The following is a 13,800-nucleotide window of genomic DNA, read 5'->3' as shown; positions in this document are numbered from 1 at the left end:
ATGCCTGGCGAGCAGGTTCGTGTAATTCGACCGAAAGCTTACGTTTCACCCACGTGTAAGACACGACGAAGCCCCGGGAATGCGCGACCTCAGTGTCGGAGATATGGTCACTGACGTATCCCCGCCCTCGTAGCAATCCCCCCGAACGCTGCGCCTGTGGCGGGGATGCGTGTATTCCCACCCCGCCACACCGCCGTGGAGCCTCCTGCTGCTTACCCGCCGAACTGGGGTCCCGTGTCCTTCCCCTTGCTCAGGCCGTGGCTGGAGCCGCGCCCAGTGGCAGGGCTGGCTGCCATAATCCGTCGCACCTGCTCGGGATCGGTAACCGGGGTCGCGGCCGCCTGTCGGGTTTTCGCGTGAATCTGCTGCTCCGTGGGGCGTACCGGCGTACCGATCATCAGGGTGCTCTCTGCCTCGCGGCGCAGCTTGCTCATCACCTGCGTGCGGCCCTGGTCAATGCGGTCCTGGCTCCCACCCGACAAGGCCTTGATCAGCTCCATGGTGATGCGCTTCTCGCCGCCGTCACGGGTCAGCAGATCGGCCACGGACTCGTTGAACTTGCCCTGGCCCTGCCGGAATCCCTGTGTGAAACCGTCGGCGTGGGCGGTTTCCTTGGCGTTCTGGGCATCCTGGCGCATGATTGCCGCCTCCTCGGCCGCGGCGGTGAGTTTCTGTTCGGCCTCGGCCAGAGCGTCTTGAGCCCGAGCTCGGTAGGCGGCGGCGTCAGCCACCGCCTGGTCGGCCTGTGCGCGCTTCTCCGCGGCCGCGGCCTCAGCGTCGTGGCGAACCCGCTGGGCGGCCTCAGCAGCCTGCTGCGCCACCCGCTGGGCCTCGGTGGCCGCTTGGGCCTTGATCTTGGCCGCGGCCTCCTGGGCAGCTTCTTGGGCGGCCTGCAGGCCTTCAGCCTTGCCGGCCACATGCCCTTCCTCACGGGCTTTACGCTTCAGCTCCGGCAGTGAGGCTTCTTTGGCCTCCACGGCCCTCTCCCGGGTCTCCACGGTCTCTTCACGAGCGGTTACGGCGTTTTCGCGGTCATCGAGCTCTTCTTTCACCTCATCCAACTTGTCGGAGAAGGCGAGAACGTTGCTCATGTCGACGTCCACCTCCTCCCTGGCGAACCGGAGTTTCTCAATGTCAGCCTTGAACAGGGCGACATCATTGTCGAAGTTCCGTTGCGCCATACCCAGCACTGCGGCATCGGCCGTGTACTTCTCACGGTCGGCCGCCAGTGCCTGCTGGTCGGCTTCCAACGCCCGCCGCGCATTGTCCTCGGCGGCATAGCGATCTTTGTCCAGACTCTCGTGGGCTCGTTCAGACACATTAAGCTCCACCTCATAACCCAAGCCGTGCATGTACTGACGTAAGCCTTGCTGATACATGCGCATCTTCTGATTACCGCCCATCTGCTGGCCGGCCTGAGGATGCCCCTCAGGATAGCGCACATCCCGGTGTGACCCCCATGCCCGTGACGCCTCGACCCGGAGCACCCCGGGCTTGTGGGGGTGCTCGGCGAATGTGTCGGCCATGATCTGCACGTGTGGGGTCGATTCGTCATGCTGAACGTTGAACCCGTGCACGGCCTCCCGTCCGCCGGGCAGCACGTTGTCGGCGAGCCACTCCGTGGCCTGGATCAGGTACCGGTTCGCCTCGGCTTGGTCACGGGCGACCCACCGCGACCGACGAAGCTCGTTGCCGTCCTTGTCGTGCTTGATCTGACCGTCCTCGTCATAGACCGGGTAATACTCCGGCACCTCCATGCACAGGGTGCGAGGTAGGTGGACCACCAGTGTGGTGGTCTCAAATGAGGTGGCTCCGATCTTCCGACCCACCCGTGCGGCCCGGTCATCACCGTAGGCGACAACCTCCTCGACGCACTTCGGGGTTTTCCACCCACCGGTGTCTGGGTCAAGCATGAAGCTTTCGTTGAGGTGGGTTTCACTCAATACGATGTTGGGGTTTTTCTTCGCGTGATGCTGCGCCCACCTCTCTTCAAGTTCGCGCATCATTTCCTCCAGCAGACGCTGGCGGTCGCCCGTGGTGCCGGACTTGCCTTTGGCGTGTCCGTCGCCGTGGCGAAAGTGTCGTACGTTGACTGCCGCCCTGCCTTTGTCTGTCACGTTGTGTTCCTTCCGGCGGCTGTCCGGGGTGGTGGCATCGTGATCGTTAGACACGGCTTCGGTTCGTACCTCACCTGTGCACGGTCGAAGCGATCAGCTCGCCACCACCCCTGACGACAATCGCGTTCCTGGGGCCCCTCGGATGTGTGGGGAGCCTCTGCTGCGCCCCTCCCCACACATCCTACCCCAGGAACGTGATTGTCTTTAGCGCCCTAAAGACAAACACTCCTACGTCGGTTTGTCGGGCGCCCTGCCGGGGGCTGGCCAGGACCAGCACAAGCCCTCGCTCGCTCGGTTTGTGTCGGTCCGGGCAGATGGTGATCCCGTCGTTGCTGCGGCTCTCGCACCGCCGGGGTCACCATCATCGCCACCGTCCCGGTGGCATGTCCGCAGCCATGACAACGACCTCCTGAAGATGATCTGCAGGGGGCCGTCACCGCGTGGCCGCGGGGCCGCGCTGACTGGTTTACTGGGTCAGTTCCGACCCGGTTTCCGGTCCAGAACTGACCCAGTTCTGACCTGGATTCCCAGCCTCAGACACCCTCGTCGCGAGCTTCCTCGCGGCCTTAATGTCAGCCTTGAGGCGGGTCACATCGTGGCGGATCTGGGCCAGTTCCAGGGCCTCGACCTCGTCGGCGGGCAGGGTGCGGGCGTGGGCGGTGATCAGCTCGGTCAACTCGTTGTGTTCAGCGCCGAGCTTCTTCTGTTCCAGTTCGGCCAGGCGACGGGCGTGGGCCTGCTTCTCGGCGTCGATCTGGGCCTGAATTTCGGTGGCGGTAGCCATAGTGTTTGGTGTCCTTTTGGGGGTTGTTGCGAGTTATATTCCTGGGCAGGTGGCGTGCAGCCCGCCGGTGGGGACCGTGGCCGCCCAAGGCTTGGAAGCGAGATCATGCAGCCTCACCAGCCGCATCCAGCACGTCTTCGACCACGCACTTGATCACGTCGATGTCGGCGCTCTTGAGCACCCGGGCCCGCCGATCCCGCTTGCTCATGTGCTCCCACTGAGCACGGGTAAAATCTCCGTATCCGAGACTCGACAACCACGTGAGTTTGTCAGTCACAGGCTGCTTCGAGGCCAGTACCGGCAATGACCACAAACCTTCCTTGTGGCCGGCGACCAACTCGGTCAGCGTGGCACTGTCGTCGGTGCGCACGCGTCGCTCACCGTCGTGGCCGATTCGACGCTGCAGGGTCCGCCATTGCTTGATGGTGCGCAGACACCCTGTGGGGCGGTCATCCCCTGTGGTCCCCGGACGATTGGCGGCAATGTGTCGAGCCTTCTCCTTGGCCCGGGTGTAATCACCCACCGTGTCCCATGCCGTGGTGGCGAACGAGGCAAACTCATACTGCTCACCCTCGAATGGCACCGTCTCCGCGGTCATCGACGACCACACGGGCTGTCGCTTCAGGTCGTAGTCCAGGCTCCGGTCAATCTGGGTATAGACCGGCATGAAATCCACCCGGTCAGTGGCGTGCGATAACTCCCGAAAACTCGGAAAACGTGTGTAGCCGTAGGTTACTTTTCCGGTGCGCGACAGCACGTGACGGCGGTACCATGCCCGCTCGTCAGGACTGTCGCGCTTCACGCTTTTGGGGCTTTCAGCCCGTCCTTGGCCAGTACGCCATCCTCCTGCATAGAGGAGTTACCACGAGTGGTGACGTTGACCAGATCAGTCTGGGAGTGCTTAACCTCCCAGACCGTGGAATCACCGACCAGCGCCGTACGCGCGTCCTGGAAAAGCTCAGAAAGGCCGTGGAAATCCATAGCCTCGATAACGTCAGCATCGACGTCGGCAATGCATCCGTCCGTGGTCACTGAGTAGACCCGGCCACGAAGGTCATTCATGACCGCCAGCAGCATCGCCCGCACCAGCGAGGTAATCATCATGGCATGGTACGGACTAGTCACCGCCGACCCCCCGATGTCATTCATCTCCTGGACGAAACTCTGCCAGGCGTTCTGCGGATCCAAATCCTGCGCCAGCTTCCCATAACACGAGTTGGTGGCAATCTTGATGACCAGTTCCTGGATACTCTTCTTGCCGTAGACCCGCTTCGCAGTAGCCCGGTCCTTAACCATCATCTGAACCGCTGACCGCATTGACCGGGAAGGGATCTGCTCCACATCGTCATCAGCCTCGCTCTCGGCATCGACGGTCAGCACACGCCCGAGGTAGCCCATCTGGCAATGCACGGTTGCGCCCAGCTTCAAGGCGAGAAGAATCTCCGGTCCCGCAGCCCATGCTCCGTGAACACCGCTGTAGGAACCGTTCATCCCGTCCCCCTGAGCAGCACCACACCCCTGGGAAGTCCGTGGGTAGACGATCGACCCGTCTACTACCACGGGAATCGTCGGTTCTACCTCCTCAGGGAAGTCCCATGAGACGAACGCGACCAGCGGGGTCACGTAGCCCAACGCAAAATCATCTTCCGACAAAGCGCGATCCTTGATGACGTCATGGACACACCCGGCTTCGTAGTCGATATCGATGATGCTGGCCATGGCCGTCGGGTAGGCCGACTGCAGATCGAGGTCGTAGGTCCGGAACGCGTAGTACCCAGGCTGCGGACACGTATTCAGACCGCCGTGGAACGCCTTCGCACACGCTGCGTGCATGACGGTCGCGTCCCCATCGACAGGCACCATTTCATGAACCATGTAGTACGACAGTCCCTCAGCGGAATCGACCTCGACCTCGGAGTCCTTAGCCTTGTAAAGCCCCTGAAAGCGTGCACGAAAGGATGCAGTCGAGTCAGTGAGAAGCCCATGCGACGACCAGTACTTCATGACGCCCGCACGCATGGCGCTCGCACCACCACCGGATAAAGGTCACCGGCGGCAAAACGTTGTCACCCCAGATCCGTGCCAAGTACTCCACCACGATCAGTGCGTCATTGACCCCGTATTCGAGGAATTCGACCAGACGGTCATGACGAAAGCCCGTCATGAACTTCTTACGACCTTCAGAAACCTCGATCTTGGGAATACCGCAGCTCTCCCCGAGAACATCTAAGCCTTTAGACCCCGGCGGTGCGTGCCCCATGGTGTCACGCACCGTGACACTCATCGGCACCCACCACCGCCCCCGACCGTCAGAGCGGGTGATGCGCACCGGCCGCAGGCTCACCAGACCACCGCTGGCACTAGTGACGTGCCGCATGATGTCGGCGTATTTCTCGGAGCCGTTCTTCCGGGGAGTCGGCTGGGCGAAGGCGGTCAAGTCAGCGTTTCCGTAGTGACACGCCAACGTCAACTGGATGGCGAAGCTGCTGTACAGCGCATCCATGACCTTCTTGTAGTCGTCATCGTCCTGCCTGAAGTGACGGCGTGCCACGCCCTTGTCGGTCATGGCTTCAGGATTCTTGGAAACAGCCCAGAGACCAGCCTCCCGAACCACGAGATACAGCGCGTCCTCGACGAAGATGCGCTGCCCCTGCAACGGCAAGATCACAACATCAACGCGCTGAGTCGTGTCTTCAGGGTCAAGAGTGCTGAACTGGTAGCTGTCGATGGTGCGGGTGCCATCCGGCTCGTTGGTGAACTCAGTGTCGAACCCGATGACCCAGGTGCGACGACCCGTACCCATAGCCTCAACAGTGGGCAGCGAACTGAAGTCGATCGGGGCAGCAGCAGGTCCCCCCACCCCCTTCAGGCGCCGGCTGACGCCGTCGCGGCCGGCGCGATGGCTTGCCCCTTCAGGCCAAGCCATTCCCCTCTCCCATAGGGGATTATGGCCTGAAACTGTTCGAATAGTTTGACCAGCGGGAATATGGTCGTTGTTCGAATTAACAGGTGGGCACGTTTCTAAGATGTGCCCAGTTTTTTCCCCTGACGTGCCCGCACTCGAGCCCACTTCTCCGGCGTCGCTGTCGAGATCGCCGATGTCGGCGCCTCGAGCCACGCGGCGGGTCAGGACGGCAAACCACGAGGGGGTCCGGGATCGGTGGTCTGCAGCCACATCAACCATCTGAGGGACCCAGGCGGTGCCGTCAACATCAGCGACGATGCTGTCGTACTCACCTTCAACCAGTGCTAAACTAGTGGTCGAAGCAGCTTCACCCTCAGCCTCGCCGTGTTCCAGCACGGCGAGGTTTTCCCATTCAGCCATAATTAACGACCACCGCCCACGGCAGTCGCCTCGAGAAAGTGATTCAGGTCCGCTACGCGGTAAACAATGCGACGGCCGGGGCGGCTGTAGCGGGGGCCCCTCCCCTGCGTGCGCCACTTTTCGAGCGTACGAGGAGAAAGCCCCAGATGGGCAGCAGCGCCTGCGGTATCAGTTACAGGCGACGAAATAGTATGCGAAAAGCGCACAGGAAATCCTTTGATCGAATTTCCACCTGCACTTTTCGCGTGGCCCCTGCCGGGGATCGTCCACCTGCTATCACGGTTGTCCGGGGCCGTGAGCGCCCACATCGCCTGTCGTTTTCCCCCGGGGTCATCACGCGCAGGCGGCCGCACATATACCGTGAGATTGGAACTCATCTCTCGTCTGGCAGGAGTCCAACCCTGTTGCCCCAGACGGGTGGTCAGCATCTCGTGCTGATGCCTACGATTATATACGACAATCTACGCGTCAACAACGCTTCTACCTGCTTCATGGAATAATCGATTCCTATGACTGCAGCGGCCAAAACCAAGCTTTTACCGGGCACCCACAGCATCGACCGTGTTAACCCGCGGAAGACGGACGAGGGCGCCTACGTCCTCGATTGGAGCGTGCGCACCCACGGGGGAAAACTTCTCCGCCGCAGATCACAGGGCAGAACCAAGGGCGAGGCCCGGGCCAGGGCGCGCACCAAGGCTGCAGACCTCCTCACCACAAGCGGCGGCGCCTGGGCCCCGTCATCACCCTTGACCGACTACCTCGACCAGGTCGTGCAGCCAAGCATCGAGAACGCGAGCACACTCAAAGAGTTGAGCCGCAGCCGTTATCTAGCGTCACTGAAGCTGGTACGCCACGAACTTAAGGGTTACTCCATCCACGACGGCACTCGGTTCCGTGTCCTGGAGAAGTCACTGCAGGCTATCGCACAGAAGAAGACAGGGTCGGTATCGTCGGCACGCACCGTGCTGTCCAAGTACCTGATCACCCAGCTCATCCGTGACGGCCTCCTCGACGGGAACCCGCTCAGTGGTGTGAGTCTTGACCTCGAGGTCCCCGGGGGGGAAGGGGTCTCGGGGCCGACGTACGCTCACCAGAACCGAATGGGACACTGTGGTGGAGCATCTGCTGACCCGAGACGTGAGCCCGCTGCTTATCCCGTCCAAACACAAGAACATCAGGAAGAGCACGCGGGCAGTTCACGGCCGAGTAGTCAGGATGACCCTCCTGCAGGCCGTAACCGGCCTGCGCATCAGTGAAGCCAACAACGTGCAATGGAAGCACGTCATTGAACACGGGGACCACCTGCTCATCGATGCCACAAGAGACATCGTCAAGGGCCGCAAGGGTAAGGAGAAGGGCAGACACATCCCTATCCTGCGCGAGGACGTGGCCGATTATCTCCGCTCGCACCGGGAGGATGATGACCACTACGTGATCGGGTCCCCCTCCTCCACCACCAAGCCGTGGAATCCGACGAACGCTGATGACGTCGTTCCGGAGCTCTACCGCCAGGTTGCCGAGGCCACCGACGTCGCCCTGTTGGCCGACCTGCGCAGCCACTCATGGCGCGCCACACTGCATGGGGTGTACGCCGACAAGATAGACCCCGCCACGAGGGCGACTATCTTCGGCCATACCGAGCAGTACTACACAGACCGGGAAAACATTGAGGCCGTCCTACGCTCAGTTACGCTTTAACCTACGCTTATGTTACGCGTAATCGGTCGCAGAGCGTCGTAGTTCATCGTAAATGACCCTCCCGCGAATAGCCCATCTAACTGCAACAACAGAGGGAATTGGGCGGCGGCATGAGCGGCAAACGGAACAAACTCATGTCCCTGGGTGTCGCGGGTTCGAGCCCCGTCAGCCACCCCAAAGTAATTTGGCACATAGTTGGCACAACGCGCCAAACAAAGGTTGACAAGAACGCAGCTTTCATTCCGAGGAATGATAGCTGCGTTCTTGTATATTATCCAAGAGCTACAAAACATTTTCGCTCCCCAAACAACAACCGCTGGGCGTCTGTAGGATGACACAATCTAAAGTGTCTACATCGCCCCAGCCGACGAGAGGCACCCAATGCCGAGTTCGACAAACACCATTATCAAGGTTTACAACGAAAGCGCCTCGCGGGCCGCAAACCAAATCATTGCTCGGTATTCATCTAGCTTCGCACTAGCGACTCGGTTACTTTCAGAGCCCACGAGAACGGACATTAGAAATCTTTATGCAGTTGTAAGAATTGCAGACGAAATCGTGGACGGCACAGCACTTTTGGCTGGCGGCAATCCCCCCGCATTACTCGACGAATACGAACAACAGGTGCGTTCGGCTAGCCGTGAACGGTTCCATACTGACCCTATCCTTCAAGCGTTCTCCAATACCGCTCGAAGGTGCGAGTTAGAAGATGAGCACTTAGAAGCATTCTTCACCTCAATGAGAAGCGATCTCGATATCAAACAGCACGACGACGCCAGTTTGAAAGACTATGTTTACGGCTCTGCCGAAGTGATTGGCCTGTTGTGCCTTGATATCTTCCTCACCGATCACCCAACCAGTGCTTCTGAAAAACAGCGGCTACAAGCTGGCGCCAAGAGCCTGGGCGCTGCATTTCAAAAGATTAACTTTCTAAGAGACCAAAATGAAGACGCTGAAATGCTCGGTCGGGAGTATTTCCCACCAGATTCTGAGCGATCAAAGATAATCAAAGAAATAGAGATGGACTTGAAGTTGGCAAAAGAAGTCATTCCCTCCTTGCCGTTGACTGCTCGAGCTGGCGTCTTAGCCGCCACCGGGATTTTCGAAGAATTGACAAGTCGGTTGGCCCAATCCGGGCCAACTCGCGAGCGTATACGAGTTTCTGGTGCCAAGAAGCTCGCTATTTCAATTCAAGCCGCCGGCACAGCTTTAAGAAGGAAGCAATGACTAACACCGCGATAATCATTGGAGCTGGAGCTGCAGGACTTGCAACGGCCGGTTTACTGGCGCGTAAAGGGTACCGGGTGACTGTCTTAGAAAAGAACCAAGATTTCGGCGGTCGCGCTGGGAGTCTCGTAGAAGCGGGTTTCAGGTGGGACACCGGGCCATCATGGTACCTAATGCCCGATGCTTTTGAACGATATTTTTCCCAGATGGGCACCTCAGTCGATGAAGAGCTAACGATTGTTCCGCTTTCTAATCCCGCATATCGGGTCTTTCCCGAGCGATATTCGCCTATCGACGTTCCTGCTGGAAAGCAAAATGTCGTGGAGCTTTTCGAATCAATTGAACCTGGTGCCGGACTAGAGCTGGAAAAATATCTAGCCAGTGCAGAGTTTGCATATAACACGGCATTCGACAATTTTCTGTACACCACTTTCTCTAAATTTTCCGTATTCCTGCAGCGCAAAATACTATCCAACTTTTCACTTTTAGCGACTTTGCTACTAACCCCGCTAGAAAACTATGTAAATAGGCGTTTCAAAGACATAAGGCTTCGCCAAATATTGTCTTACCCAGCAGTATTCTTATCTTCTCGGCCTGATAAAGTTCCTGCGCTCTACCACCTTATGAGCCACACTGACCTTACGCTGGGCGTTGGATACCCGATGGGTGGTTTCCACGCCGTTATTCAGTCGCTCCACCGCTTAGCAGTCAAGGAAGGAGTTGAGTTCCGTTTTTCATCCCAAGTTACAAATATTACGGTCGAAAACGGTCAAGCCACTGGTGTAGTAGTCGACGGCGAATACATCCACGCCGATGTCGTTGTTAGCTGTGCAGACTTGCACCATACTGAAACTCAGTTGCTGCCTGAAGAATTCAGGACTTATCCAGCTGATTGGTTCAGTCGCCGAGATCCAGGAATTGGCACAGTTCTTGTGATGTTAGGTATCCGTGGCTTGCTCCCTGAACTCGCACATCACAATTTGTTCTTCAGCGACGATTGGATAAAAGATTTCGATGCGATTTCAGACAAGGGCGACTGGTCACGATCTATTTATGTTTGCAAGCCTTCTGCAACCGATCCTGAGGTCGCACCGACAGGCTGTGAGAACCTTTTTCTACTGATTCCTGTCGCAGCCGATTCCAGTTTCGATAAGGTTAAAGAAGTGTCAGATTCGGCTCTCGAGCTGTTAGCGTTGCGCGCAGGAATCGATGATCTCCAAGCACGAATTGTTGCTAGGAATGAGATTGGGCCCGCAGATTTCGCAGCAGACTACAATGCTTGGTCTGGGGGCTCTATTGGGCCTGGCCATTCTTTGAAACAGTCAGCATTTTTCCGAGGGAGAAACAAGTCCAAGAAGGTAGAACGTCTTTATTACGCTGGGGCAACAACTGTTCCCGGAGTTGGGATACCGCTTTGTTTAATTTCTGCAGAAAACGTTTTAGAGCGGCTTGATGATGATGATCTCTAAAAACTGCCACTCAGGGAGAGAAACCACCGCCCCAGAAACTTCTAGCCAGCCAACTTCAGACGTGTCCCGAACTATTAGCGTCGTTATCCCGTGCAGAAATGACGGAGCATTACTGGAGAGAACTCTCGAAAGTTTGGGCCTGCAAACTCTAGCTCCTAATGAGATTATTGTCGTGGATAATGCCTCCACAGACAAGACTCAGGAGGTCGCTAAAAAATATGGTGCCCGGATTATCTACGAAAGCCAGCCAAGTGTCCTCCGTGCAACAGCCGCAGGATTCGATGCAGCGCGTTCTGATGTAATTCTTCGAACCGATGCAGATGTAATCATTCCAAGTGACTTCATTGAGCAGGTTCATCGAGCTTGGACCTTAGCAGAACTAGCCTCTGGGAAGTCGGTCATAGGTATTACCGGCTCTGCAAGATTCGAACTTCCGGGCTGGAAGGGGGATCTAATTAGCCGGATCTACTTAAGGGCCTATCAAAAAGCCGTAGGTTCAACCTTAGGTCACGTCCCCTTATTCGGGACCAACTGCTCAATTCTTACAAGTTGGTGGCACGAGGTGCGCTCACACCTCGATTTGTCCGATCCCCTTGTACACGACGATATGCACATATCCTTTGCGGTTCGAGCGAACGAAACCATCTGGCTTCAGGACGATCTAAGTTTGGACACAGATCCACGTCCGCTCTTCGGGCTTAGACAACTCTTCACAAGGTTTCATCGCGGATTTCACACAATCTTCGTGAACTGGAAGACGAGTCCGCCGCACCGCCGACTACAGGAACGGAAAAATTCATGAACCGCAACTGGATTGACAACCGCGTGAGTGAATCCCTGTCGCTCCTCTCACGGCATCTTCGAACGCACGCAGATGCAACCTCCCCAATGGTTGAGCAAGCTGTTTCTGGGCTATCTCGTTACACAATGTCCGGAAAACATCTCAGGGCACGGCTGGTGCACATAGCAGCAGGGCGTGTCGAAGGAACGGCGCGGGAAGCCGCCACCGTGTTTGGTGCGTGTGTTGATCTAGTGCACGGCGCTTTCTTGATTCATGATGATTTCATTGACAGGGATTCCACCCGCCGAGGCTCCCCAACGCTTCACAAAGATTTCGCTGTGAAATTCGATAACAATCATTTAGGCAGTTCTCTTGCACTTCTCGCCGGGGATTTAGGGATCATCAGCTCATTCCAATTGCTTAGCAATTCCCAACTCAGCGATTCCCTAGTGCGATCAGCGATGAATCGATTAGCACATTCCTCTGAAATAACCGTTCGAGGAGAAATTCTAGATATCGAAAATGGAAATCAGCTTGATCCCGACCCCGATAGCATTCGACGGGCAAACGCATTGAAGACTTCTGATTACAGCTTTGCATGCCCATTGCATCTGGGTTCGTTGGCCGCGGGTAGAGATCCAAGACCAACAGTGCCGATTGCCCGAGAACTGGGTGCAGCGTTCCAGGCGGCCAATGACATCGCCGGCGTTGCATTGGACTCTGCCGTCAATCGAGCCACCCTTGCATCAATTCAAACTGTTCCCCAAGTTGCCGATGAAACTCGAAACCACATACGATCTGCAATCGAACACATCGAACGCGCGGACTTGCCCACAGAAGTTGCAATTGGGCTGACCGAAGTCGCATTGTGGATCGAGTCTATTGTGAATAGAGCGACAGCATGACCCTTCTATATTTATCGATTTTAATAGTCTTAATCTGCTGCATGGTCCTATGTGATTGGCGCTGGAACCTAGCATTCTTTCGAGATTTTAAGCGTGCATCTTTGCTTTGCTTGTCGATGGTCATTGCCTTCATAATCTGGGATATTTCCGGGATCGTAACTGGCACCTTTTCCCGCGGTAGCTCCCCGTATATGACCGGAATCGAGATTGCTCCCGAATTACCGATCGAGGAACCATTTTTCCTCTTTTTCCTTACATACTTAACGATTAATCTCGTTTCAGGGGTCCGCGGACTCGTGGAGAGGATTCAATCGAAATGACTTATTTGCTAATAAGTATCCCGTTCTTAGGGCTGGCTGCACTGATTTGGGCGCGGAATCGCAAACTTTCCGGTAATCAAGTTCTAGTCACGCTAATTTCCGCTGCTGTCCTCTTGGTTTTGACGGCCATTTTTGACAATTTAATGATTCACGCTCAACTAATTGAATATGGAAGCTCGCAAAACCTGGGACTCAAAATAGGGCTAGTGCCCATCGAGGATTTCTTTTACCCACTTTTCGTTGTACTCGTGATCTCCGCACTCTGGCCGCACGCAGGAGGGCGCAAATGACTACCCTGATTCCTGGTATCTTAGCTGCTTCTCGCCCTATTAGCTGGGTTAATACGGCTTTTCCATTCGCAGCTGCTTATCTACTTAGCGGTGGAAAAGTTGATTCGATCCTTATCCTTGGCACCGTATTTTTTCTTATTCCGTACAACATAGCGCTCTACGGAATTAATGATGTATTCGATTACGAATCAGATATCCGAAACCCACGAAAAGGAGGTATAGAAGGAGCAGTCCTACCCAAGCAAATGCATGCTCCACTGCTGTGGGCTTCAATACTGACAACAGTTCCGTTTCTCGCCTATCTTTTCTGGAACGGCACTGCAGCATCCGCGTTGTGGCTCGCGTTAACAATATTCTCAGTGATTGCTTATTCCGCCCCCCGCTTGCGGTTTAAGGAAAGACCGATCCTAGATTCTGTTACGTCATCAGCACACTTCACCGGACCAGCGCTAGTTGGCTCTACCATCACGGTTGGAGACACTAATAGTTGGTTTGTCCTTGGCCTAGTAGCTTTTTTCATTTGGGGTGTTGCTAGTCACGCATTCGGCGCGGTACAAGATGTCAAAGCTGATCGAGAGGCAGGGTTATCCTCTGTCGCGACCGTCCTTGGAGCGCGTTGGACAACCAGAGCATCAGCAGCTCTTTATCTTTTAACCACAATCCTGCTGTTTTTTCTTCCGTTTCCGAGCCAAATTGTAGCGCTGTTTTCCCTTGGCTACGTGCTCATCACGGTTCGTTACTGGAGTATTACTGACGAAACTTGCGAACAAGCCAATTCCTCATGGCGAATGTTTTTATTGCTTAATTACCTCTCCGGAGCGGCGGTTACTATTTCGCTCGCTTGGGTATTCTTATAGATTGCTGAGCATCAAGAAATTATCCCT

The 13,800-nt window shown here is 56.3% G+C and carries 14 protein-coding genes; 8 read left to right on the top strand and 6 right to left on the bottom strand.

The window, feature by feature from the left end:
• Positions 1–212: 212 nt before the first annotated feature.
• The 6 genes from C5Y44_RS11865 to C5Y44_RS13625 all read right to left on the bottom strand — a co-directional run bounded on the left by C5Y44_RS11865 (position 213) and on the right by C5Y44_RS13625 (position 6,534).
• The gene (locus C5Y44_RS11865) at positions 213–2,171 is read right to left on the bottom strand and encodes a hypothetical protein (protein ID WP_146108499.1); all 1,959 of its coding nucleotides are present in this window, start codon (positions 2,169–2,171) and stop codon (positions 213–215) included.
• A 412-nt stretch (positions 2,172–2,583) separates the two neighbouring features.
• Positions 2,584–2,901: a hypothetical protein gene (locus C5Y44_RS11860; RefSeq protein WP_105325119.1), complete on the bottom strand. Its 318-nt coding sequence runs from the start codon at positions 2,899–2,901 to the stop codon at positions 2,584–2,586.
• A 103-nt stretch (positions 2,902–3,004) separates the two neighbouring features.
• The gene (locus C5Y44_RS11855; RefSeq protein ID WP_105325118.1) at positions 3,005–3,703 is read right to left on the bottom strand and encodes a hypothetical protein; all 699 of its coding nucleotides are present in this window, start codon (positions 3,701–3,703) and stop codon (positions 3,005–3,007) included.
• A complete protein-coding gene (locus C5Y44_RS13515; RefSeq protein ID WP_233189968.1) occupies positions 3,700–4,776 on the bottom strand; it encodes a hypothetical protein in 1,077 nt (358 codons plus the stop codon). Before C5Y44_RS13515 ends, C5Y44_RS11855 begins: the two co-directional genes overlap by 4 nt.
• 94 nt (positions 4,777–4,870) lie before the next feature.
• Positions 4,871–6,226, bottom strand: a complete 1,356-nt coding sequence (locus C5Y44_RS11840) for a hypothetical protein (protein ID WP_105325117.1) — start codon at positions 6,224–6,226, stop codon at positions 4,871–4,873.
• A 2-nt stretch (positions 6,227–6,228) separates the two neighbouring features.
• Positions 6,229–6,534: a helix-turn-helix domain-containing protein gene (locus C5Y44_RS13625; protein ID WP_105325136.1), complete on the bottom strand. Its 306-nt coding sequence runs from the start codon at positions 6,532–6,534 to the stop codon at positions 6,229–6,231.
• Between the two features lie 907 nt (positions 6,535–7,441).
• On the opposite strand from C5Y44_RS13625, the gene C5Y44_RS11830 reads away from it, so the two are divergent.
• The 8 genes from C5Y44_RS11830 to C5Y44_RS11795 all read left to right on the top strand — a co-directional run bounded on the left by C5Y44_RS11830 (position 7,442) and on the right by C5Y44_RS11795 (position 13,773).
• A complete protein-coding gene (locus C5Y44_RS11830) occupies positions 7,442–7,924 on the top strand; it encodes a hypothetical protein (protein WP_233189967.1) in 483 nt (160 codons plus the stop codon).
• A 381-nt stretch (positions 7,925–8,305) separates the two neighbouring features.
• Complete coding sequence (locus C5Y44_RS11825) at positions 8,306–9,151, top strand: phytoene/squalene synthase family protein (RefSeq protein WP_105325115.1); 846 nt, start codon at positions 8,306–8,308, stop codon at positions 9,149–9,151.
• Positions 9,148–10,620, top strand: coding sequence for a phytoene desaturase family protein (gene crtI / locus C5Y44_RS11820; protein ID WP_105325114.1), 1,473 nt, complete (start codon positions 9,148–9,150; stop codon positions 10,618–10,620). The genes C5Y44_RS11825 and crtI overlap by 4 nt, the downstream gene beginning before the upstream one ends.
• Positions 10,604–11,422 carry a glycosyltransferase family 2 protein gene (locus C5Y44_RS11815; protein WP_369831090.1) on the top strand — a complete coding sequence of 273 codons (819 nt, stop codon included), beginning with the start codon at positions 10,604–10,606 and terminating at the stop codon, positions 11,420–11,422. Before crtI ends, C5Y44_RS11815 begins: the two co-directional genes overlap by 17 nt.
• Positions 11,419–12,306 (top strand): polyprenyl synthetase family protein, encoded by an 888-nt coding sequence (locus tag C5Y44_RS11810; protein WP_105325113.1) that lies wholly within the window; start codon positions 11,419–11,421, stop codon positions 12,304–12,306. The genes C5Y44_RS11815 and C5Y44_RS11810 overlap by 4 nt, the downstream gene beginning before the upstream one ends.
• Positions 12,303–12,626, top strand: a complete 324-nt coding sequence (locus C5Y44_RS11805) for a lycopene cyclase domain-containing protein (RefSeq protein ID WP_105325112.1) — start codon at positions 12,303–12,305, stop codon at positions 12,624–12,626. Before C5Y44_RS11810 ends, C5Y44_RS11805 begins: the two co-directional genes overlap by 4 nt.
• Complete coding sequence (locus C5Y44_RS11800) at positions 12,623–12,916, top strand: lycopene cyclase domain-containing protein (protein ID WP_105325111.1); 294 nt, start codon at positions 12,623–12,625, stop codon at positions 12,914–12,916. Before C5Y44_RS11805 ends, C5Y44_RS11800 begins: the two co-directional genes overlap by 4 nt.
• Positions 12,913–13,773 carry a prenyltransferase gene (locus C5Y44_RS11795; protein ID WP_105325110.1) on the top strand — a complete coding sequence of 287 codons (861 nt, stop codon included), beginning with the start codon at positions 12,913–12,915 and terminating at the stop codon, positions 13,771–13,773. Before C5Y44_RS11800 ends, C5Y44_RS11795 begins: the two co-directional genes overlap by 4 nt.
• The last annotated feature ends 27 nt before the right edge of the window (positions 13,774–13,800 follow it).

It is taken from the genome of Corynebacterium sp. J010B-136 (assembly GCF_002967075.1).
Lineage (GTDB): Bacteria > Actinomycetota > Actinomycetes > Mycobacteriales > Mycobacteriaceae > Corynebacterium.
The sequence above is the reverse complement of the archived record's forward strand: the minus strand, read 5'-3'. Positions and strand labels throughout refer to the sequence as shown.

Excerpts from the sequence above, each read along its gene's own strand:
- C5Y44_RS11795 (WP_105325110.1), top strand. The coding sequence starts at position 12,913 with ATGACTACCCTGATTCCTGGTATCTTAGCTGCTTCTCGCCCTATTAGC.
- C5Y44_RS11860 (WP_105325119.1), bottom strand. The coding sequence starts at position 2,901 with ATGGCTACCGCCACCGAAATTCAGGCCCAGATCGACGCCGAGAAGCAG.
- C5Y44_RS11830 (WP_233189967.1), top strand. The coding sequence starts at position 7,442 with ATGACCCTCCTGCAGGCCGTAACCGGCCTGCGCATCAGTGAAGCCAAC.
- C5Y44_RS11805 (WP_105325112.1), top strand. The coding sequence starts at position 12,303 with ATGACCCTTCTATATTTATCGATTTTAATAGTCTTAATCTGCTGCATG.
- C5Y44_RS11840 (WP_105325117.1), bottom strand. The coding sequence starts at position 6,226 with ATGGCTGAATGGGAAAACCTCGCCGTGCTGGAACACGGCGAGGCTGAG.
- C5Y44_RS13515 (WP_233189968.1), bottom strand. The coding sequence starts at position 4,776 with ATGGTTCATGAAATGGTGCCTGTCGATGGGGACGCGACCGTCATGCAC.
- crtI (WP_105325114.1), top strand. The coding sequence starts at position 9,148 with ATGACTAACACCGCGATAATCATTGGAGCTGGAGCTGCAGGACTTGCA.
- C5Y44_RS13625 (WP_105325136.1), bottom strand. The coding sequence starts at position 6,534 with ATGTGGGCGCTCACGGCCCCGGACAACCGTGATAGCAGGTGGACGATC.
- C5Y44_RS11810 (WP_105325113.1), top strand. The coding sequence starts at position 11,419 with ATGAACCGCAACTGGATTGACAACCGCGTGAGTGAATCCCTGTCGCTC.
- C5Y44_RS11800 (WP_105325111.1), top strand. The coding sequence starts at position 12,623 with ATGACTTATTTGCTAATAAGTATCCCGTTCTTAGGGCTGGCTGCACTG.
- C5Y44_RS11825 (WP_105325115.1), top strand. The coding sequence starts at position 8,306 with ATGCCGAGTTCGACAAACACCATTATCAAGGTTTACAACGAAAGCGCC.
- C5Y44_RS11815 (WP_369831090.1), top strand. The coding sequence starts at position 10,604 with ATGATGATGATCTCTAAAAACTGCCACTCAGGGAGAGAAACCACCGCC.